The organism is Vibrio mangrovi (genome assembly GCF_024346955.1).
Lineage (GTDB): Bacteria > Pseudomonadota > Gammaproteobacteria > Enterobacterales > Vibrionaceae > Vibrio > Vibrio mangrovi.
This window is the reverse complement of record NZ_AP024883.1, coordinates 1,315,635-1,336,770: the sequence shown is the minus strand read 5'-3', so window position 1 is coordinate 1,336,770 and position 21,136 is coordinate 1,315,635. Positions and strand designations below refer to the sequence as shown.

Sequence of the window (21,136 nt, the reverse complement as noted above, 5' to 3'; positions counted from 1 at the left end):
TCGGCCATCCGGACTGTACAGAAAGCATACAATTACCGTATATGAAGCTAAAAAGTTACCTGACTCTGACTACGATTGCGACAACCTCCTCTGTTGTGATTGTGCTGACTATTGCAATTCTGTATCTGTTACAGAGCTCTTATCAGTCGGGACTGGAAGCCAGAGGACTGGAACTTGCCCGGGTCATTGCCCATGATCCCAAAGTGATTCAGGCCGTCCGGGCCAGAAATCTTCAGCAATCCACAACTTCCATTGAAGATTACATTGAGGCAATTCGTTCCCGGACCGATGCTTCATACATTGTGGTGGTTGATAAACAGGCCATTCGTCTCAGTCATCCGGACAAACAGCGCATCGGAAAACATTTTATCGGGGAAGATATTTATCCGGTGTTACAGACGGGCAAAGCATATAGCACCGAAGCCAGAGGCTCGCTTGGCAAAGCCATCCGCAATTTTGTCCCGATCTACGACAACGGTGAACTGATCGGTGCAATCTGTATCGGTTATTTATCCGAAAAGATATCCGACATCATCTTCCGTCAACACGTCCATATCGGTCTGCTGATCGGTTTAATCTATCTGTTCGGTATCGGGACAACCGTCGCATTCCTGCTGAAGATGAAAAAGACATTTCTGGATTACGAGCCGGAATTCATCGTCAATAAATTCCGTGAACACGGGATGGTTTTTGACAGTATCCGGGATGCAATCATTGCCGTTGACCACGACATGAAGATTACCATGATTAATAACAGTGCGATGAAGCTTCTCTCGATGGGAGTTCTGAGCCGTTATGACTATCAGAGTCATCCTCTGTCCCATTATTCGATCCCATTAAGCCATCTGGTACTGGAAAATCAGGGCCGTTTTCATCAGGAAGAGTTCAGCATCGGCAAACTCAGATACCGGGCGAATCTTTATCCGATCAAAACCGCAAAAGGCTTAATCGGTCATGTCATTGTGTTCTTTGCCAATCTGACACCCAATGAGCTGGAAAAAGAAATTACCTATCTGAAGAACTACGCTGAACTACTCCGCAGCAAAACTCACGAGTATTCCAATAAATTAAACGTTCTGTCAGGTATGCTGCAAATCGGCAAATATGAAGAGTCGATCGATTTCATTCAGCAGGAAACCGACCGCTATCAGGCCGTTATCAATCATATTGTTCTCAGTGTATCTGACAGTGCCGTCGCCGGGCTGCTGCTGGCTAAATTTAACAAAGCTTCCGAAATGGGCGTAAAGTTTACCATTGATGAAGATACGACACTGGCAGGCTACGCCAAACAGACTTCTGAAAAACTGGTGACGATCCTCGGTAATCTGGTCGACAATGCCCTGCTGGCCGCCTGGCAGAACCGGGAAGCCGTACAGCCAGAAGTCAGTGTCTATCTGAGTGATCGCGGCAGGTATATCATGCTGGAAATTCAGGACAACGGTACCGGCGTTCCCGATGAAATTGCCGAACACATCCTTGAGTTTGGTGTCAGTTCGAAACAGGAAGATGAACAGAACGGGATCGGCCTGTACCTTGTGAAACAGCTGGTCGACTACTTTCACGGTAGTATTGACTGGGAACGAACCGATCAGAACACCACCTTATTTAGTATCTATTTAGAAAAAAAAGAAGAGGCGCATGACGATGAAAACCCGAGTAATGCTGCTTGAAGATGACATTCGTGCCAGCTATACCCTGGAGTCAACGATCAACCAACATCCCCATTTTCAGGTGGTTGCCGTCAGCGAAAGCTGCGCGGATGCGCAGATACAGTTCAATGCATTTCAGCCACAGCTTGTCTTTGTTGATATTACGCTCCCGGACGGGAACGGTCTGGATCTGATCCACCAGTTGCGTGAGCAGTCTGCTGACTGCCATTTCATCATGACTACTGCTGAACGTGAAACTGCCACCGTTGAAAAAGCGGTGCAACTCGGCGTCATCGATTATCTGGTCAAGCCGATCCGGATGTCACGGGTCAATCAGGCTCTGGATGATTACCTTCAGTATAAACAAAAGCTCATCAGTACTTCGACCGTCGATCAGGATGATATTGACCAACTGTTGCGGAAGTCTCCGGTCAAGGCGGTTCGTCAGACCCCCAAAGGGATTGATGCGACCACGCTGGAATCGCTCAAAGCGCTGCTTTACCGTGAACAATTGCATGACTTTTCTGCTGATGATATCAGCCAGCGCATGAATTTCAGCCGGATTACTGCAAGACGCTATCTGGAATATCTTGAATCCGAAGGCGTATTACGTCTGGTCCTGAACTACAACACTGGCGGCAGACCGAGACGCCTGTATCAGATGATTGAATAAATTAGCGTCTGACCGGTTCAACTATTCAGGCTCTCACCTGTCATTTGTTGTGACAAACACATACGCCTGTACAAAAAATGTTCTACGCTTTATATATCCATAAGTTATCAGTCAGTAGGCAAATCATCTGAAAAATGAGCCAAATATAATCACTCCATTGAATATATTTAATCAGCCCGTTATTTCAGTACACGAAAGAAGCACATCTAAGCTATTGTCATAAAAAGAAAAATTGTGTAACATTTCGCCAAATTTACGTTGTATGCCCATCGGGGCTGTTGGACGCTACATTGCTGGGGTCTATGTATGGTCATGAAATATATCGCCTTAGCGAGTGTCGCTACAGGCATTTTTTTACTGATTTACAGTATGAAGCCAGCATATCTGATATGCCGCACTGAAAAAGCTCCGGGCTGGAAAATACTTGTCGCGCTGATCGCCGTCTTTATTCTCGGTTATCTTTTTGTTCTCACAGAACTGCTGATTGAATCCCCCATTCATACTCATCTGTTTACTGTTTCTCTGATTCTCCTCGGTGGCGGGATATTTGTCGCATTGATCGTTCCTCTGGCACTGAATACGATCCGGCAGGCACACCGCTTTGCTAAGGACGAACAGCATAGCTCTCTGCATGATAGCCTGACTTCTCTGGCCAACCGTAAATATCTGCTTCAGTCTCTTAAAACATGGGTTCAGTCGAAGCAAACCTTCAGCTTACTGTTGATCGACCTGAATAATTTTAAGCAAATCAATGATGGTCTGGGTCATTATTTTGGTGATAAATTCCTAATTTCTGTCGCCAAACTCTTACAGGAAAACACCAGAAATCACGGTCAGTTATATCGCATGGGCGGCGACGAATTCGCCATTATCTTCCCGGATGACGACGATACAAAAATCCTGAGTCTGGTTGAATGTATCCATCATGCCCTTCACGCACCGGTGCAGGTGATGACCTACTCGATGAAGACCTCGGCAAGTATTGGCATTACCAAGTTCCCGCATAACGGATACGAGGTTTTTAATCTGCTGAAACAGGCAGATTTAGCCATGTATGAGTCGAAGAAAAAACATAAACGCTATACGTTTTACCATGATCAGTTAGGGTCAAATTCTTACGGGAAACTCAAACTATCCATCAAATTGTCCGAAGCACTGAAAAACGACGAGTTTGAACTCCACTATCAACCGATCATACAGGGACAGACGCAAAAAGTGTCCAGTCTGGAAGTATTACTTCGCTGGCCTCAGGAAGATGGCAGTTTTATCGAGCCGGAAGATTTCATTCCGATCGCAGAAAAAAGTGCACTAATCTCCGTACTCACCCAATGGGTCATTCACCGGGCCGCACAGGATCTGAATGTGTTGAGAGCACACGGCTTTCAGGGCAGTCTGCATATCAACCTTTCCGCCAAAGATTTTCAGGATGACGAGGTCACGGAACAACTGCACAATTTGCTCAATTCCGGGCAGATACAACCTGCGGATTTTGTGTTCGAAATTACCGAAAGTGCAGTATTTGAAGATATCGACAAAGCCAAACGGGTCATCCATGAAATGCATGCCCTGGGTTTTCGCTTCAGTATTGATGACTTCGGCACCGGTTATTCTTCACTGATTATTCTGCGTGAGCTGCCCGTCAAACAGATCAAGATAGATCGCTCATTCATCATCGAATATCACCAGAAAGAAGCCAACCGGACTATTGTTTATGCTCTGATCCGACTGGCACAGGATCTGAATCTGAGTGTTGTTGCCGAAGGTGTGGAGGCAGGCAGCGTAGAACAGGCGTTAATCAAACTTGGCTGCAATTACATCCAGGGTTTTCTCTATTTCCGGCCGGAACCTTTGCACCGCCTGCTATACAATGAACAATTCCGGAATCACCTTAAACCTGAATCACCGCAACATTTTGTAGAGTGATTCAATACTTCACCCGGCTTTAAACAGGCTGACTACCGACTTTTCAGTACACCGGGCTGAGATATATTCCGTAATTTCCTGCTGGGTTTCCTCATTCAGATACAAACCCAGCTTGGTTCTGCGCCATAAGAAATCCTCACCGGTTCTGACAAACTCATATGCAATCATGTAGTCGATTTCCCGTTGATAGACATCTTCGGCGAAACAGCGTCCCATGCCTTCGAGATGATTCACGCCTGCCAGCATTTTACGGGTATAAGAACCAAACTGAGTTGCATAGCGGAATGCCTGCTTCTGGGTCAGCCACGGATAACGGGAACGCAATGACTCACCCAGTTGCTCCCGGGTACAACTAAAATTACCGCCCGGCAGAGGAACATTCGCCGTCCACGGTTTACCCATCTGTGCAAAGTAAGGTTCGAGTTTTTTCATTGCTGCTTCAGCAAGCTTACGATAGGTGGTCAGTTTCCCGCCGAAAACCGACAGCAGCGGTGCCTGCTCCATTTCCTGTTCCAGCTCAATGGTATAGTCTCTGGTCACTGCCTGAGGTGAGTTTGATTCATCATCACACAACGGACGAACACCACTATATGACCAAATCACATCGTCACGGGAGATCTGGCGGACAAAATGCTGATTGACGATATCAATTAAATAATCCGTTTCCGCATCAGAAATCTTCACCTGACGCGGATCACCGCGATATTCCACATCGGTGGTTCCAATGATGGAGAATTCCCCCTGATAAGGAATCACAAAAACAATCCGGCCATCCTGATTCTGTAAAATATAAGCCTGTTCTTCATGATGCAGACGCGGCACCACAATATGGGAACCTTTGACCAGCCGGATATTCCGGGGCGATTCACTCTGCAAACCGTCATCAAAGAACTGCTTCACCCACGGGCCGGCAGCATTAACCAGTGCTTTGGCATAGCGTACGAAACGGGTATCCGATTGCTGATCGTAAACCGTCACACGCCAGATACCATTTTCCCGCACCGCCTGCTCAACCCGGCAGTAATTACAGACTTCTGCCCCATTTTCCCGGGCCGCCAGAATATTCAGAATCACTAAACGCGCATCATCGACCCAGCAATCCGAATACTCAAAACCCGTTTTCATTTCCGGTTTCAGTAATCCGCTCTCAGCCAGATTCACCTTATGGCTGGCCGGTAATGTGGTCCGTTTTCCCAGATGGTCATATAAAAACAGTCCGCAACGAATCATCCAGGCCGGACGCAGATAAGGACGATGAGGTAACCGGAAACGCATCGGACGAGCCACATGCGGCGCTTTTCTCAGTAAAACTTCCCGTTCGGCAAGCGCTTCCCCGACCAAACGAAACTCATAATGCTCCAGATAACGCAACCCACCATGGATCAGTTTAGAGCTGGCCGAAGAAGTTGCAGAAGCAAAATCCTGAGCTTCATAGAGCCCGACGGACAGACCGCGTCCGGCAGCATCAGCAGCAATACCGGCACCATTGATGCCTCCGCCGACAATAACCAGATCCAGCAAACGATTCTCTTGATTGGGTGTCATTACATCCATAGCATAACCTCAGAAAAATGAGCAAACGAACATTTACGAAACACTAAAGAGCGTAACCTAACTTTCGTTTAAATGCATCTTTTATTTTCGATAATGTTCGTTTGGTGTGACGACATAAAAAAACCTTCCCACAGGAAGGTTTCAGTTTATTGACGGAAAGTGACTGATTTGAATCAGGCCGACGGAGAAAACTCCGCCGCCATGTCCTCAGAGTCTTCCGCCACTTCAAAAGAAACCTGATTTGCTTCCAGAATGGACAGGATTTCCTGAGGTGGCTGCTTGTCGGTAAACAGTGTATTGATTTGAGAGATATTGCCTAATTTGACCATGGCGTTCCGGCCAAATTTGGAATGGTCCACCGCCAGAAAAACACTCCGGCTATTTTCAATAATCGCCTGTTTCACCCGGACTTCGTGGTAATCGAAATCCAGCAGTGAACCATCGAAATCAATGCCACTAATCCCCAGAATGCCGAAATCAAGCCGGAACTGCTGAATGAAATCCAGCGTTGCTTCACCGATAATCCCGCCATCACGGTTACGCACTTCCCCACCAGCCAGAATGACATTAAAGTCCGGTTTGGACAGCAGAATACTGGCAACATTGAGGTTATTTGTCACAATGCGCAGCTGCTGATGACTCCGGCTCAGTGCCCGGGCAACAGCTTCAGGTGTGGTTCCGATATCAATAAACAGCGTGGCATGATTGGGAATATGTTTCACCAATGCCTCGGCAATGTGGTCTTTTTCAGAATAGTTATGCGACTTACGGGTGGTATATGAATCGTTCTCAGAACTGATAGGCACCGTCGCACCACCATGGTAACGGCGAATCTTATTTTCGTCGGCCAGTTCATTCAAATCACGGCGAATCGTCTGCGGGCTGACATTAAACCGCTCGACCAGCTCATCGGTACTGACATAACCATGCTTCTTAACAAGTTCAATAATTTTCTGATGTCTCGGGATTTGCTTCACATCCGGCTCCGTGTTTCGTTGGCACTATCACTCACTGATGCAGACGAGCTAAAAGCGCGCTGAAACTGCTCCTTGAGGTTATTTGAGTATATATTCGAAAGTATTCACTCGCGCTATTGTGCGGCAAATTTGAGCATGAGAGAAGTGTCTACAGTAAAAATCCGGATATAAATGTCAAAAAGGTTCAACAGTTGGGTTGGGTTGTGGGGCTTTCCATGGTGCAAAACCTGTCTATACTGTGAAAATGAACTCATAAGGGGGTTGCAAGGTGTAATGACTGGCGGATGAGTTCGGGCTGAAGACGGCTTTTAATTTAGGGGTTGGTGAATTGGTGTGTTAGATAGAAACCGTCTGTCATTGTCGCGTCGCTTATACAGTTTTGTGTAAAAAAACAAATTGATATGAATCGATAATCTGCATTTTCTACCAGAGCTATACAGATAATGTCTGGTTAAAAGGTGCTGTTATGCGATTGGAGTAGAAATGAGCTGGTTTATTGAAAACAAAGAGTGGTTTTTTAGTGGTATTGGTGTTTCTGTTTTGATGCTAGTTTTTGGGCTTTTCAAAAGTAAATCACACAAGAAACAGGTTCAAAAATCTGGTAACAACTCAAAGAATTATCAAGCGGGTGGTGACATTAATATAGGTAATAAAAATGATTAACGATCATATCCAAAAACAACAAGGGGGAGATCACTCCACAAATGTACAAGCTGAGTCTGTGAACATCAATGGCATTTCTTATTCAGATGCAAGAACTATTGCATTAGATGTATATAAAGCTAACTTCCTAGAGTTATCTCAGAGTGCCGCACAATTGGCTCGTGCACGTGCAGAGGAGTTGACCGACAGCTTCTTACGTAAACTAAAAGAAGAGCATGAATCAGCTATCACTGAATTACAGCAACCTTCAATGCAGGCTGCTTTATATGAAGCCCAAAAACAGTACGCGAAAACCGGAGATGCGGATCTTGAAGGGATGCTAGTAGATATCTTGGTTCAACGAGCATCTACCCCAGAAAGAAATACTAAACAAATTGTTTTGGATGAAGCACTAGAAGTTGTCAGTAAATTAACACCTGACCAACTTGATATGTTGTCTATGAACTTTGCTTTGACTCGCCTATCCAGGGGAGACGTTACTTCTCAAAATGCATTAGTCGATTTTTTTACTAATGAATTGCTTAAATTCGGAAACGGGCAAAATCCGCATCAGTCTTGGGTTGAACATCTTGCATATAGTGGTTGTGTAACGTTGTTGGATGCGTCTTGGTACAAAGAAATACCCAATATCATTCTTGGGAAATACCCTGCTATGTTTCAAAAAGGTTTTGATGAGGAGCAATTTGTAGCATCAATAGGCGACAGCAGTGAAAAGTATAAGCCTCTTTTAAAGCATTCTTATCATACAGTTTCATTACTTGAGTTTAATCTCCTCACTGAAGATGCCTTGGGCGAAAAAGCGGCAGAACTTGGTTTTGAAGAACAAGATATTAGTAAGCTGAAATCTTTATTTACATCCAATCTGATGAATAAAAATGAAGTAAAAGATTGGTTAGTAGAGAAAGTGCCTGGTTTAGCCGACCTAATTAACAATTGGGGAAGAAAAGATAGCCGTCTATCTAAAATGCAACTTACAACAGTGGGCATTGCTCTAGCGCAAGCTAACTATACTCGGAAAGTAAATCTCAAGTTTGATCTGGGTATTTGGATTAAGTAATCGTATAACAAGCGTTTAAGACGGATTCACAACGCTTGGCATTTTCAGTTTGAATCGGTTTTAGTGTTTACAGCACAATGGTTTAGGTTAGGTGGTCGCGTTGTTCACCACTTAACGCGGCGTTAGCGGGAAAGAAGGAAAAGGCATACTAGAACGGCCGCAAGACTTTGAGCTAACCTTATCAGGTGGTTGGTATCAACTTTCAATTTCGTCACAGATCTGCAAGTTTTCAGCTCCAGCGACGACAAGAGGAGTTGCTAAACTTTATACAGTTTCGTGCGACGATTCATTGTTGTACGTAGGGATTGCTCAACAGCCTATGTCTGCCCGTCTGGGGTATGGCTTCAAAGCAAACGGTAAAGGCGGGTACCACGGCTATAAGTGGAAGTTTTTAGAAACCACTTTGCAGCTATCCGTTTGGACCGCAAAGCTGAATGGTGTCTATGCTCCACTTAAAGAGATGGAAACGATAGAAGCTGAGGTTGCGTTCTTGTGCCGCCAGATCTCAGGGCAATGGCCAACTCACCAGCATGAAATTCACTTCTCGCCATCTGAGCAACGGCACCGAGATGCAGCTTCTGAAATTTACTATCACGCTGTCGGGCATTTCGCTAACAAAGCAATGCACGCGACATCGCGTGATTGCGGAGTTAGGACTCAAGGTGGGTTATGCCCAGATTAGATACTCGTTTAGAAGCAGAAGGGGCTGAATTTTTAGTGTTAGGGCAGCTTCTTTTACAAAAGATTGCGTCTTATAAAACGTATACAAATATGCCGGGTTATGATTTAGTTGCAACAAATCCAGAATCACATAAGTCGGCAATGGTACAAGTAAAAAGCCGCTGGCGAACTGGTGCTGCTGGTTTTCCAATTAAAAATTTTGATTGTGATTTTGTAGTAGTAGTATTGCTCAATCGCGGTTCAAAGGATGGCAAAAAAGAAGTATTACCGCCTAAATACTATGTATTCCCAGTTAATGTAATCGAGTCAGCACCGCGAAGTAAGAATTGGGGTAAAGTTAACCTCAGAGATATACCAAATTATGAAAGTTACGAAAATCAATGGTATTTAGTCTCAGATTTTCTCGCATAGAAAATTTTCGGTAATACAAACAAATAAATCGTTTTTGTTCATAAACAACTTAAACTGCCCCTTACCAAACCAACACAGTGAAATCACACGCAAAATAATGCGCCGCCAAGTATTAGAAAAGTATGATATTTCACCATACCGCACGCGCTTTTCTGCTCCCCGACTCGCCAATATCCCAGACACCGCTTACTCTGCAACCGCACCGGCAAAATCCGGTGCCGGGATTAGGACCCTGCCAAAGACAGATGCATATCAAAAGGCCAGTATTGTACTGATTTGCCTTTCTGTGTAGCCTTAGCTCATGCAAATTATGGTGAGCTGACAAGGCAGCATATGCTGGCCGTTTCCTTTGGCGGTAGTCCTAACCTTGTTCAGTTCACCACCCATTGATTAGGACCTTTGTGTGGTGGAATTTACAACCCAAAGGAGTTTACGATGTCCGAATCAAATCATCTCGATTTACACCTCACCGCCCGTGGCTATCTGATTGATTTTCTTGTCACCAATACTGATCCCAGTACGGATCAGAACGAACTGCGGGAAATTCTGCTGTTTCTCAATAATCTGATTACTTTCGATGAACTCAATCTGAGGAAAGAAGAAATGGAAGAAGCTCAGATAACATCTGACTGTTGATCTAACCAACCCTATTTGAGCATGGAAAGAAGAAAACCATTCAGGGACGAATGGTTAGGCTTCTCTGATACTGATGAGCTGAATAGCCACCGACTTGATAGACACCTTTTAGTTAGACAAAATGACTAACAGAGAGGTGCTTATGAGCAGCAAAAGATATCCAGAAGAATTTAAAATTGAAGCGGTAAAACAGGTCACGGAAAAAGGTCATAGTGTGGCTGATGTTGCCAACCGCTTAGGGACGACTACCCACAGCCTTTATGCTTGGGTGAAGCGCTACGGTCCCGACTCCTCCCAACACCAAGCTCAATCTGATGAAAGTGCCGAAATTCGCAGGCTTCGAAAAGAACTGCAAAGAGTCACCGAAGAGCGGGATATACTAAAAAAAGCCGCGGTGTACTTCGCAAGCCAGTCCGACTGAGGTACGCCTTCATCAAAGCCAATCAGTCTATTTGGCCTGTTCGACGGATGTGTAAAATCCTTGGGGTTCATCCCAGTGGTTATTATGCCTGGTTAAAACACCCTGACAGCAAACAAGAGAAACGGCGTAAATATCTTCTCGGGCTTATCAAACAGTTTTGGTTGGAATCAGGCGGGGTTTATGGCTATCGAAAGATATACAGTGACCTACGAGATGAAGGTGAATCCTGTGGGATCAATCAAGTGTATCGCTTGATGAAGCGAGAAGGCTTACAGTCACAACGCGGATATCGTAAACCCAGAGCTAAAGCGGGTACTGAGCATGTCATTTCGGCAAACAAATTAGCCAGAGAGTTCAATCCAACGGCTCCAAATCAATCATGGGTAACCGATATTACCTATATAAAAACACATGAAGGTTGGTTGTATCTTGCCGTTGTTGTTGATCTTTTTTCTAGAAGAGTGATTGGCTGGTCGATGAAAAGTCGAATAACTAAAGAGTTGGTTTTGGATGCGCTTTTAATGGCTATATGGCGACGTTCTCCAATCCAAAAGGTACTTGTACATTCCGATCAAGGTAGCCAGTATACAAGTCACGACTGGAACAAGTTCTTAAAGCAACATGGACTAGAAGCCAGTATGAGCCGTCGAGGTAATTGTCACGATAATGCTGTGGCAGAAAGCTTTTTCCAGCTACTGAAAAGAGAAAGAATCAAACGCAAAATCTACTCCACACGGGGAGATGCTCGCATGGATATCTTTGAATACATAGAGATGTTCTACAACGTGAAGCGCAGGCATGGTTCCAATAATCAATTGTCACCTGTAGAGTATGAGAAGCAATATGAGAGAAGACTAACTAGTGTCTACTGACTCGGTGGCTATTCAGTCCTTCCGCTTGTCAATACATACCTTTGGCTGCGTCAGCAGCCAATTTTGCCCGAACAACAACGTTACCGACTTCGCTTTGTCGTTGCCTGTAGTTCACCATAACCCTGTGCACCTCTACACAATTCAAGTCCTATACGTATAGGTGTCATATTTGCTATTGTGGTTAATAATTTAGTGCGAGTAACAGATTGATGAAGAGTGACTTTGCCTTTCGAGTCAGGAAGAGAATCCACATCACTAGTTAGATAAGGAAATTTATGAACTATACCGTAGAAAAATATCTTACTAAAAAAGATTTAAAAGAAGCTAATGATGCAGCAGTAAGAGAAAAACGAAATAGAGCCTTGGCGGATGAATTTGTGGATAATCTCGATGAAGATATAAAGATTCCAGTCTGGAAAATAATGTATCATGCTAAAAACGAAATACGGTTGATGCTAATTATAAATCAAGAAGGGGATTTAGGCTTTCTCGATGTATCGATATTACGATATAAAACACTTCCAAATTTGTATAAATACGATGATGGAAGAATAGAGTTCGAAAATAGGGTTAAAACGGATAGTAAGCGTCCATACCCAAACGGTAGAGAATGGAAAGAATCGATTGAGAAAAAACCTGTTAGGAAGCAGTCAAATTTTAGAGATCGCGTTTTGAAAGCATACAATAGTGAATGCTGTATATGTGACGTGAAAGAGAAATCATTATTACGAGCTGCACACATAGTTGCTGTAGTTGATGGAGGTCCTGACACTATTAATAATGGTTTGTGTCTATGCGTTAATCATGAGATCGCCTTTGATCGCGGATTATTTCGAATCACAGAAACTTTTAATGTCGAAGTTATTAGTAAATTTCAGCTAGGTATAGAAGTAAAAAAAATAAAACTACCTTATGATAAAAATGATTACCCAATATCCAAATATCTAAAAGAAAAGTATGCACGAATTGTCTAAAAATAAATTTCAATGGATACATAGAAATAAATGAGTAATCTTCGAAATAGAGATTTAAGAGCGAGAGATGTTAATAAGCTCGCCACGTATAAGTCTGAGTGGCTTCACTGGGATACGGGATGTGATAATACAAATGAATGGGTTATCGCATCTGTTTCGGACAGGGAACATTGCCAGAAACTGAAGAATTGGCTTCTGAGTAAAAATATAGAGGAAACTGCTGAAGTGGTCGCTGTCACGTTAGTAGATGCTGCACTCTCTCGGTACAAATGGTCTGAGATCCTAGAAAATCCCAACAGGGTGTTTCAAGGTGTATCCTTCAAGCTGTACGAAATTAATTTCAAATGGCATCTAGAATATGCCGAGCAAGAGGTTGCTAGATTCGGGCGCTATGAATATAGAAAACATATTAAATGAATTGAATTTTGCTGATGAAAGCTTACCAATGATCTGTTCGGTTCCTAGCGTGGGATTGAAATCAAGAATTTATATAGTTGGACAAGTTCAAGAAAATATTCCGGGTGTAATTATCGGAGACAGAGAGCCTTATCTAAGAGAAAAGACGCTAGGCGTTTTCAAAGACGAGCTGAAAACATTCGGGCCAAGATTTTTAAAAAGTGACTTTCTTATGGAGTCTACTCATGAGTTTAATGAAGAAGAATACGAAGTTCGTTACTACGAGTTAACTCATATTAAAATTGAGGCTGGAGAAGTTGTGCTCCTCTCTGAAAAAGATGAGCTTTTTGAACTAAGAGAAATTCATCGAAAGCCAGAGTATGAGTAATGCAACTCACAAACCGCTTCAGGCGACAACCGATGTCGCGCGTTTTTAGGTAATAGCGCAACCACCAGTTTAGTCCGACACGCGCTTTGGTTGCTCTGTATAGCAAATCAATACTTGAGATATCTGCCCCACTCTTGCCAGAATCAACACACCCTGCCGGCTGTTACCACTGCCATAGCTAACCAGAATCCCACAAAATCCATAGATATCACAAATGTAACCGCTTTCATATTCAGACATCAGATCCCTATACAAATCACATTTTTTAGCCAAGATGCAAGAAAAACGTCTTAAATTTGAAATTGGTCAACCTTATACTGGACTGATTCAGTTAGAAAAAAGTTGCTCAAATAAGCATCAGAGCGAATATCAATTCATTATAAAAGGAAATTATTAAATGTATAAATATATACGTCATTCTAGTTTGGCTATCTCTATATCGCTGTTATCTCTCAGTCCGGTTTATGCTCACGACTTCTCTAAACTGGATCAGGCTTTACCTTCATCTATCGATGCCTATTCAATCGCTCCCGTGTTTGATTTTGATACCGACGGTTGTCTGCCCAGTGCCGGGATCAGCCGGAGCGGTCAGCAAAATGGCGGTCTGAAACCTTCAGGTGGCTTAACCTCCGGTTGCCGGAACTCCGGCTTTCTGAACCTGTCCAATTCTTATCACCGCTACGCCTGTAAAACCAGTGGCTCCAACCGGTATTGCAGCCACTTCTATGCCTTATATTTTCTCAAAGACCAGATTCTTAATGGTGTCGAAAGCGGCCACCGCCATGACTGGGAAAATGTTGTCATCTGGACAACCAACGGCAGAGTCACCCATGGAAGTTATAGTGCTCACGGCGATCTGACCACTCGTCCGGTCTCCGAACTGGATACCAATGGTAAGCACATCAAATTCGTCTACCACAAAGATGGTCCGCTGACACATGCAATTCGCTTCAGCAAGATGGGAGAAGTGGCCGAAAACCCATATGGCTATTTTGTCACACCGGATATCGTCAGCTGGTACACCATGTACGGAGACAATGTCAGTAACAGCACTCTGAGACAAAGACTTAACGATTATGACTACGGTTCAGCAAATGTTCCGATTAAAGACAGCAACTTCCTGAATAGTCTGAACGAGGGTAAACCAAACGGTTATCCGACTTTCTCTAATGCAGATGTGAGTAATTCCCGTTAATAACGTACTTTAAAAACATTTTTCTTAAAACACGTGCGACTCAGACATGTTTACTGCCTGAGTTGCACTTTGCATATTTAGCCATAATTCTTCACTTTTTCTGCCATACCGCACTTCAATACTGATTCATTCCTGAACATCCATTTATGGATACAAAGCGGCGGCTTTCACCCTGACTTAAAAACAACCCGGAACACTTCACGAAAATATCCTAATACATGGTAAAACAATTGACTTACAACTAATTTAAAAGAGTTACCAGAATAATGAATGATGTCAGATGACTGACAAACACACTGATATAGGTGTAATCACTTGAATACTCGCCATCTTCTCTTGCTGAGCCTGACGCTATTTTTCATTCAGGCCACGATTGCCCAGGCTGCTGTTCCGGCAGAGGAGCTGCCTCTTCAGTTGACAGCCGCACAGCAACTCTGGCTGAATCAGCATGACAGAATTACTATTGGCGCCATGGACGACTGGCCGCCGCTGGACTTTATTAATCTCGAAGGAAAACCGGATGGATTCGGGGTGGCACTGGTTGCATTGCTCAATCAACGTTTAGGCGGAAGGCTCAAACTAACCAGTGGAAAATGGCCGGAACTGTACGAACAGGTGATAGAGAACAAACTGGATGCACTGCTGGACATCACCCCAAAACCATCACGAAAACCTTATTTCAATTTTACTCAGCCCTATCTAAATATCCCGCATGTGATTATCGGACGCAATGAAGCGCCTTACTATGTGCATGAATCGGCTCTCGTCGGTAAAACTATTGCACTGGAGCAGGGCTTCGGTAATGTCACGTACTACAGGGAAAACTACCCTTCAATCCATATCCGTGAGTATGCGAATACATCTGAAGCGCTTGACGCAGTTGCCCGGGGTGAGGCCGATGCCTATATCGGTAACCGGGCCGTCGCCAATTACATCATCAACCGAGAAATTCTGAACAACCTGAAAGTTCACGGTCGCGCCGGTACCGAAGGTTCTATTCTTGCTATCGGTTCACGCAAAGATCAGCCGATTCTTGCCCGCATATTACAACTGGCACTCAGTAGTATTTCTTCTCAGGAATACCATGCGATTCTGACAGATATCATTCAGCAGCAGACGGCTCTCAATACCAATGAAGCACTCAAGCTGACGCTAAGGGAAAAACAATGGCTGGCCGATCATCCGATTATCCGACTGGCTTCCGATCCATACTGGCCGCCGCTGGAATATTTTGATAAGGATGGTTCCTATCAGGGCATCGCCGCTGATTTTATCCGGCTCATCGAGAAAAAAATCGGTATTTCTTTTGTCCGCTCTCCCGAGAAACAGTGGTCGGAATTAGTCAAAGATGTACGTGAACGCCGTCTCGATCTGTTCAGTCTGGCGATGAATACGCCCGAGCGCCAGAATTATTCCCAGTTTACCCAGCCTTATGTGTCCAATACCATCGTCATCATTACTCTCAGTTCGGTTGATTTTGTTCCGGGCATGGAAGGCCTGGCCGGAAAGACGGTTGCTCTGGAAAAAGGTTATGCCACCAATGAGCTGCTCAATACCAATCATCCTGAGATCCAACTGAAAACCTATCCGAATACGGAAGCTGCCCTGCTGGCGGTGGTCAGAGGCGACGCATTTGCTTATGTCGGCAATATAGCGACCAGTAGTTATATTATTCAGGACAAGGCATTGGGTAATCTCAAGGTTTCCGGCGAAACGCCTTATCAGAACGATTTAGCATTCGGAGTTCGCAGTGACTGGCCGGAGCTGGTTCATATTCTCAATAAAGCCCTGAATTCAATTTCGGCCCGGGAAAAAGCAGAAATATTTTCCCGCTGGGTTCGGGTCGAAGTCTCATCATCCATTCCATGGGGATGGATTATCACTATCTCTCTGATTCTGGTCGCATCGATTGTCATGACACTGTACTGGAATTACCTGCTTAAACAGAAAGTCCGTGAACGGACTTTTCTGCTCGAATACCGCTCTTTACATGACTCGCTCACCGGGTTGCCGAACCGGACGGCTCTCATGGAACAACTAAGCCAGAGGGTAATGAAGGCGGATCGTGAAGGTACTTCGTTTGCTGTCCTGTTTATTGATGTCGACGATTTTAAAAAGGTCAATGACACTTTGGGCCATTCTATCGGTGATGAGCTATTACTGGCGATCTCCAAACGGCTAAAAGCATTCCTGAATCCTTCAATGCTGATTAGCCGCTTTGGCGGTGATGAATTCATTGTTCTGAGCGATGACTACAGGGAAAAAATCTCAATCGGAATGATCTGCCAGAGATTATTGCAGACCATGGCAACCAGCTACCAGTTAGACAATATCTGTATGAGCATGACTCTCAGTATCGGGGTTGCCTGCTACCCGACAGACGGAGAATCCGGAGAAGAGCTGTTACGCAATGCCGATACCGCGATGTATGTTTCCAAAAAACAAGGCGGTAATTATTTCCACTTTTTCTCCAGTGATCTGAATGCCCAGATGCACCGCCGCATTCATCTGGAAGAACAGTTCATGACGGCCCTGAAAAATCAGGAATTCGCTCTGGTTTTTCAGCCTATCGTCAATATCCGCAGCGGAGAAATCAAGAAATTTGAAGTACTTTCCCGCTGGCATAATCCTAAACTCGGTCATGTTGCACCCAGTGAATTCATTCCGCTGGCAGAACATAACGGTTTTATCCTCAAACTTGGCGAATATGTGTTATCAGAAGCACTCGCGGCATGTGCAAGGCTGCGCCGCTCTCTGAATCAGGACTATACGGTGACGGTGAATGTCTCTCCGAAACAGATGAACACCGCCAACTTCGTCGATCTTGTGAGCCGGTTACTGCAAGCACACCGACTTCCGCCGCAGGCTCTGATTCTGGAAATGACCGAAGGAGTGCTGATACAAAATCATAAAAAATCGGAAGAGGTAATGAATTCTCTGGTCAGAATGGGAATTCATCTGGCGATGGACGATTTCGGTACCGGATACTCGTCATTGAGCTATGTCAGAAACTTTCCTTTCCATGTTCTGAAAATCGACCGGGAATTCGTTCAGGATCTCTCAACAGACGATAAAGGCGGTGAGCTGGTTGAAGCCGTTCTGGCAATGGCTGGCAGCTTACATATAGATGTCATTGCCGAAGGTGTGGAAACGCAGTCTCAGGAACAACGTCTGCTTGAGCTGGGCTGTATTGAGGCACAAGGTTATTATTATTCGAGACCTCTGCCGGAAAAATCACTGGAACAGTGGCTGAAAACACGCTCACATCTTGAAAAGCTGAATCAGCCACATGAATAAGATCTCAGGAAAACTATTGCCCCTATTACAGGGGCATGGTCGGCATCAATCCCAGAACCAGATTAAGCCACAGCGCGAGCCTGCTTTTCCCGGTGGTATGATCGCTCGCCAATCAACGCATAGGTCAGACAGATAATTGCAGTAATACATGAACCGACCAGAATGATAAATCCGCCATTCCAGCCAAAGTGGTCAACGGTATATCCCAAAATAGCATTCGCAGCGACTGCACCACCCAGATAACCGAAAAGTCCGGTTAATCCGGCTGCCGTTCCGGCGGCTTTCTTCGGAGCCAGTTCCAGAGCATAAAGACCGATTAACATCACTGGCCCATAAATCAGAAAACCAATCGCTATCAGTGCCAGCATATCAACCCCCGGATGACCCGCCGGATTGAACCAGTAAACAAGTACCGCCAGCAGGACCAGCACCATGAAAAGAATCCCTGCCGGAGCCCGGCGTCCCCGGAAGACTTTATCAGAAACCCATCCACACAATAATGTTCCGGGAATGCCCGCCCATTCATACAGGAAGTACGCCCATGATGATTTATCAACGGTAAAATCTTTTGCTTCTTTCAGATACACCGGAGCCCAGTCAAGCACCCCGTAACGAATCAGATAGACAAAAGCGTTGGCAATCGCTATCGACCATAACAACTTATTGGTAAATACATATTTGAAGAAAATATCCTTAGCACTCATTTCCGTTTCATGCGACTGGTCATAATCTTCGGGGTAATCGTCTTTATAAACTTCTATCGGCGGTAAACCACACGATTGCGGAGTATCTCTTAATGTGATCCAGACCAGTACAGCAACCAGTATGGCGAAAAATGCCGGCACATAAAATGCCGTATGCCAGTCGTCCTGAAACATCCACAACCCCAGCAAAAAGATCGGTCCGATAAGACCGCCGCCGACATTATGAGCCACATTCCAGACCGAGACTAATTCTCCCCGCTCTTTGCGGGACCACCAGTGAACCATTGTCCGTCCACAGGCCGGCCATCCCATTCCCTGAAACCAACCGTTTAAAAAGAGCAGAATAAACATCGCCGTAATACTACCGGTTGCCCACGGCATGAACCCAAAACACAGCATAACGAGGGCCGAGAGCAGCAATCCGGCACTGAGGAAATAGCGGGGATTCGAGCGGTCTGAAACACTTCCCATCAGAAATTTAGACAGACCATAAGCAATAGAAACCGCAGCCAGAGCTACGCCTAAGTCTCCCCGGCTAAAACCCTGTTCAATCAAAAATGGCATTGCCAGACTAAAGTTTTTCCTAACCAGATAATACCCGGCATAACCGACAAAAATACCGATGAAAAGTTGCCAGCGTAGTCGTGAATAAACCCCATCAATCCGTTCCCGGGGAAGAGGCTCAATATGAGCCTGCGGTTTGAAAATTCCAAACATAATGACCTCAGCGATGGTTGTCATGATCCATATCCTGATAAAACAAAACTTCTCTCACCAGAATGGGGAAATAAAACATAAATGTTCGTTCGAACACATCGCATTCTCATATGCTCAATATTACATTTTTGTGACACTCACAACATGGTCATTAATTTGCATATAAAAACAAGTCATACATGTAGATGAGCGCACGAAACAAGGCACTGACTGCAATATGTTTTTTAATCAGTGCCTAATATATTTTCATCAACATCTATCTAGCGGTGATGCTGAAATCACCTTAGTCATCGGCAACATGAATTTTTTCGATCAGATAGTCAATGAACAACCGCACCAGAGGATTCGGATAATGCGTCTGTTTGTAAAGCACATAAACACTGCCATCGGTCTGTTCCCTCAGGCTCGGAGTCCAGTCAGTCAGCACCGGTATCAGCTCACCACGCCTGATGTGCCCGGCAACCATCCAGTTTGATAACTGAACGATTCCGCCACCGGTCAGTGCAGCAGCAAGTAAAGGTGTTCCGCCTCTTGACTGCAAATTACCATTAACCAGAACTTTCTTTTGCTGCCGCCTCCGGGAAAAGTGCCAGAACGTTTGTTGTCTGCCCCGGTTCATCACCAAACAGTTATGCTGTGCCAGTTCTGCGGGTTCATCCGGCACGCCATGCCGGGTCAGATACTCCGGAGCTGCACACACGACCGTTTTCATCGGGGTCAGAACTCTGGCTTTTAACCGGGAATCAACCGGCTGACCGACACGAATCGCAATATCGACGTCCGACTGGTATAAATCAACCACCTGATTTTCCAGTTCAACCTCCAGCTCAATTTCCGGATAACGCTGCAAAAACTCCCCCAGTACAGGGCAAACCACAACCCGGCCAAAACTTTCAAATACCGAAACCCGTAATTTTCCTTTTGCCACAGACGTATCACTAAGACCGCTACAGAGCTGATCGTAGTCATCAATTAATTTCTGAGCGCCGGAACAGTACTCTCCGCCCCGCTCCGTCAGACGTAATGCCCGGGTACTCCGCTCAAACAGCGTCACACCTAACTGCTTCTCCAGATTATCGATACTCCGGGCAATAGATGAAGGCGCCATATTTAACACTGCCGCAGCTTTGGAAAAGCTACCGACTTCAACAACTTTTAAGAAAATCCGGATGGAAGACAGCATAGAACCTTTGCATAATAAGCAAAACTATTTAACAGAATACATCTATTCTATATTTTTACGCAAAACATACAATCACCTCGTTGTCTTACACAAAGAGGAACCAAATCATGACACACCTGACTTTTGACCATATTCCCCGCGCACTGCTCGACTGTATGATGCAGACAGAAAAACAGATCCGCACCCGGCAAAAAATACCGGAGCCGCTGCTGGGACTGATTCGTTACTACGCTTCGGTACTCAATCGTTGCGCCTACTGTATGGACATGCACTTTAAAGAAGGAATTGCTGCCGGAGAAACGACACAGCGTTTGTATTCGATCGCGGTCTGGCGGGATACTTCTTATTATACGGCTGAAGAACAGGCTGTGCTGGCATGGACGGAAGCCGTCACCCAACTCAACTGTACCGAGCAGCAAAGACAGGCCTATTTTACCCAACTGCAAACCTTCTTCCCGGTTGAGGATATCACCTGGCTCACACTCGCCATTACACAGATCAATACCTGGAACCGCCTGATGAAATCATTTGGTATTGAAGCCGGGAATTATCAGGCCGGAGCACACTAGAACGTGTTGACCTTTCGTGTCTGAATGTTGTTCAGTCTGAACGGGTTTTGATCACGGCGCGGAACAGTCGCTTAGCTACTCGAAGTAAATGACCCGCAACAAAGAGCAAAACCCGGTTTTTCGTTACAGTTTCACATCTTCCACCAACCCAAATGCGGCACTTTCACATCACATCTATCATTTCAGAGTACAAATC

Annotated in this window: 18 protein-coding genes and 1 pseudogene; 14 read left to right on the top strand and 5 right to left on the bottom strand. The window is 44.9% G+C overall.

Going from position 1 to position 21,136, the window contains the following annotated elements:
- Window positions 1-41: 41 nt before the first annotated feature.
- The 3 genes from OCU74_RS06065 to OCU74_RS06055 all read left to right on the top strand — a co-directional run bounded on the left by OCU74_RS06065 (window position 42) and on the right by OCU74_RS06055 (window position 4,245).
- Window positions 42-1,670, top strand: a complete 1,629-nt coding sequence (locus tag OCU74_RS06065; RefSeq protein ID WP_087483076.1) for an ATP-binding protein — start codon at window positions 42-44, stop codon at window positions 1,668-1,670.
- The gene (locus OCU74_RS06060; RefSeq protein ID WP_234993655.1) at window positions 1,645-2,322 is read left to right on the top strand and encodes a response regulator; all 678 of its coding nucleotides are present in this window, start codon (window positions 1,645-1,647) and stop codon (window positions 2,320-2,322) included. The genes OCU74_RS06065 and OCU74_RS06060 overlap by 26 nt, the downstream gene beginning before the upstream one ends.
- A gap of 306 nt (window positions 2,323-2,628) precedes the next feature.
- Complete coding sequence (locus OCU74_RS06055; protein WP_087483074.1) at window positions 2,629-4,245, top strand: putative bifunctional diguanylate cyclase/phosphodiesterase; 1,617 nt, start codon at window positions 2,629-2,631, stop codon at window positions 4,243-4,245.
- Window positions 4,246-4,254: 9 nt separating this feature from the next.
- Here the strand turns inward: OCU74_RS06055 and glpD are convergent, their stop codons facing one another.
- A complete protein-coding gene (gene glpD, locus OCU74_RS06050) occupies window positions 4,255-5,799 on the bottom strand; it encodes a glycerol-3-phosphate dehydrogenase (protein WP_200807808.1) in 1,545 nt (514 codons plus the stop codon).
- A 173-nt stretch (window positions 5,800-5,972) separates the two neighbouring features.
- Window positions 5,973-6,776 (bottom strand): DeoR/GlpR family transcriptional regulator, encoded by an 804-nt coding sequence (locus tag OCU74_RS06045; RefSeq protein WP_087483073.1) that lies wholly within the window; start codon window positions 6,774-6,776, stop codon window positions 5,973-5,975.
- A gap of 483 nt (window positions 6,777-7,259) precedes the next feature.
- Between OCU74_RS06045 and OCU74_RS06040 the strand changes: the two genes are divergently transcribed.
- From OCU74_RS06040 to OCU74_RS06020, 5 genes are all read left to right on the top strand, one after another.
- The gene (locus OCU74_RS06040; RefSeq protein ID WP_013868628.1) at window positions 7,260-7,439 is read left to right on the top strand and encodes a hypothetical protein; all 180 of its coding nucleotides are present in this window, start codon (window positions 7,260-7,262) and stop codon (window positions 7,437-7,439) included.
- Complete coding sequence (locus OCU74_RS06035; RefSeq protein ID WP_087483072.1) at window positions 7,432-8,496, top strand: LPO_1073/Vpar_1526 family protein; 1,065 nt, start codon at window positions 7,432-7,434, stop codon at window positions 8,494-8,496. The genes OCU74_RS06040 and OCU74_RS06035 overlap by 8 nt, the downstream gene beginning before the upstream one ends.
- 669 nt (window positions 8,497-9,165) lie before the next feature.
- Complete coding sequence (locus OCU74_RS06030) at window positions 9,166-9,588, top strand: hypothetical protein (protein WP_087483070.1); 423 nt, start codon at window positions 9,166-9,168, stop codon at window positions 9,586-9,588.
- A gap of 435 nt (window positions 9,589-10,023) precedes the next feature.
- Window positions 10,024-10,224 (top strand): hypothetical protein, encoded by a 201-nt coding sequence (locus OCU74_RS06025; protein WP_087483069.1) that lies wholly within the window; start codon window positions 10,024-10,026, stop codon window positions 10,222-10,224.
- Between the two features lie 142 nt (window positions 10,225-10,366).
- A protein-coding gene (locus OCU74_RS06020; protein ID WP_087483081.1) for an IS3 family transposase occupies window positions 10,367-11,517 on the top strand; the annotation gives its coding sequence in 2 pieces (ribosomal slippage) (window positions 10,367-10,604 and window positions 10,604-11,517; 1,152 coding nt in all).
- Between the two features lie 125 nt (window positions 11,518-11,642).
- Here OCU74_RS06020 and OCU74_RS06015 read toward each other — a convergent pair.
- A pseudogene (locus OCU74_RS06015) lies at window positions 11,643-11,753 on the bottom strand (IS110 family transposase); the annotation flags it as partial.
- Between the two features lie 39 nt (window positions 11,754-11,792).
- Here OCU74_RS06015 and OCU74_RS06010 point away from each other — a divergent pair.
- From OCU74_RS06010 to OCU74_RS05990, 5 genes are all read left to right on the top strand, one after another.
- Window positions 11,793-12,491, top strand: coding sequence for an HNH endonuclease (locus tag OCU74_RS06010; RefSeq protein ID WP_087480711.1), 699 nt, complete (start codon window positions 11,793-11,795; stop codon window positions 12,489-12,491).
- Window positions 12,492-12,521: 30 nt separating this feature from the next.
- Window positions 12,522-12,908 carry a hypothetical protein gene (locus OCU74_RS06005; RefSeq protein WP_087480710.1) on the top strand — a complete coding sequence of 129 codons (387 nt, stop codon included), beginning with the start codon at window positions 12,522-12,524 and terminating at the stop codon, window positions 12,906-12,908.
- Window positions 12,883-13,275: a hypothetical protein gene (locus OCU74_RS06000; protein WP_087480709.1), complete on the top strand. Its 393-nt coding sequence runs from the start codon at window positions 12,883-12,885 to the stop codon at window positions 13,273-13,275. Before OCU74_RS06005 ends, OCU74_RS06000 begins: the two co-directional genes overlap by 26 nt.
- A gap of 397 nt (window positions 13,276-13,672) precedes the next feature.
- The gene (locus tag OCU74_RS05995; protein ID WP_087480708.1) at window positions 13,673-14,470 is read left to right on the top strand and encodes an NPP1 family protein; all 798 of its coding nucleotides are present in this window, start codon (window positions 13,673-13,675) and stop codon (window positions 14,468-14,470) included.
- 315 nt (window positions 14,471-14,785) lie between these two features.
- Entirely contained in the window at window positions 14,786-17,767 is a 2,982-nt protein-coding gene (locus OCU74_RS05990) for an EAL domain-containing protein (RefSeq protein WP_143693173.1), read from the top strand.
- A 62-nt stretch (window positions 17,768-17,829) separates the two neighbouring features.
- On the opposite strand, the gene glpT is transcribed toward OCU74_RS05990, so the two are convergent.
- Both glpT and OCU74_RS05980 read right to left on the bottom strand, forming a co-directional pair.
- Window positions 17,830-19,188: a glycerol-3-phosphate transporter gene (glpT, locus tag OCU74_RS05985; protein ID WP_087480759.1), complete on the bottom strand. Its 1,359-nt coding sequence runs from the start codon at window positions 19,186-19,188 to the stop codon at window positions 17,830-17,832.
- Between the two features lie 283 nt (window positions 19,189-19,471).
- Window positions 19,472-20,371: a LysR family transcriptional regulator gene (locus OCU74_RS05980; RefSeq protein WP_087480706.1), complete on the bottom strand. Its 900-nt coding sequence runs from the start codon at window positions 20,369-20,371 to the stop codon at window positions 19,472-19,474.
- A gap of 107 nt (window positions 20,372-20,478) precedes the next feature.
- Between OCU74_RS05980 and OCU74_RS05975 the strand changes: the two genes are divergently transcribed.
- Window positions 20,479-20,940: a carboxymuconolactone decarboxylase family protein gene (locus tag OCU74_RS05975; protein ID WP_200807700.1), complete on the top strand. Its 462-nt coding sequence runs from the start codon at window positions 20,479-20,481 to the stop codon at window positions 20,938-20,940.
- Window positions 20,941-21,136: the final 196 nt, after the last annotated feature.

Bases quoted from the DNA above. Each gene is read 5' to 3' on its own strand.
- OCU74_RS05995 (WP_087480708.1), top strand. From the start codon at position 13,673: ATGTATAAATATATACGTCATTCTAGTTTGGCTATCTCTATATCGCTG.
- OCU74_RS06025 (WP_087483069.1), top strand. From the start codon at position 10,024: ATGTCCGAATCAAATCATCTCGATTTACACCTCACCGCCCGTGGCTAT.
- OCU74_RS06035 (WP_087483072.1), top strand. From the start codon at position 7,432: ATGATTAACGATCATATCCAAAAACAACAAGGGGGAGATCACTCCACA.
- OCU74_RS06065 (WP_087483076.1), top strand. From the start codon at position 42: ATGAAGCTAAAAAGTTACCTGACTCTGACTACGATTGCGACAACCTCC.
- OCU74_RS06060 (WP_234993655.1), top strand. From the start codon at position 1,645: ATGAAAACCCGAGTAATGCTGCTTGAAGATGACATTCGTGCCAGCTAT.
- OCU74_RS06055 (WP_087483074.1), top strand. From the start codon at position 2,629: ATGGTCATGAAATATATCGCCTTAGCGAGTGTCGCTACAGGCATTTTT.
- glpD (WP_200807808.1), bottom strand. From the start codon at position 5,799: ATGGATGTAATGACACCCAATCAAGAGAATCGTTTGCTGGATCTGGTT.
- OCU74_RS06000 (WP_087480709.1), top strand. From the start codon at position 12,883: ATGAATATAGAAAACATATTAAATGAATTGAATTTTGCTGATGAAAGC.
- glpT (WP_087480759.1), bottom strand. From the start codon at position 19,188: ATGTTTGGAATTTTCAAACCGCAGGCTCATATTGAGCCTCTTCCCCGG.
- OCU74_RS06040 (WP_013868628.1), top strand. From the start codon at position 7,260: ATGAGCTGGTTTATTGAAAACAAAGAGTGGTTTTTTAGTGGTATTGGT.
- OCU74_RS05980 (WP_087480706.1), bottom strand. From the start codon at position 20,371: ATGCTGTCTTCCATCCGGATTTTCTTAAAAGTTGTTGAAGTCGGTAGC.
- OCU74_RS06005 (WP_087480710.1), top strand. From the start codon at position 12,522: ATGAGTAATCTTCGAAATAGAGATTTAAGAGCGAGAGATGTTAATAAG.
- OCU74_RS06030 (WP_087483070.1), top strand. From the start codon at position 9,166: ATGCCCAGATTAGATACTCGTTTAGAAGCAGAAGGGGCTGAATTTTTA.
- OCU74_RS05975 (WP_200807700.1), top strand. From the start codon at position 20,479: ATGACACACCTGACTTTTGACCATATTCCCCGCGCACTGCTCGACTGT.
- OCU74_RS06010 (WP_087480711.1), top strand. From the start codon at position 11,793: ATGAACTATACCGTAGAAAAATATCTTACTAAAAAAGATTTAAAAGAA.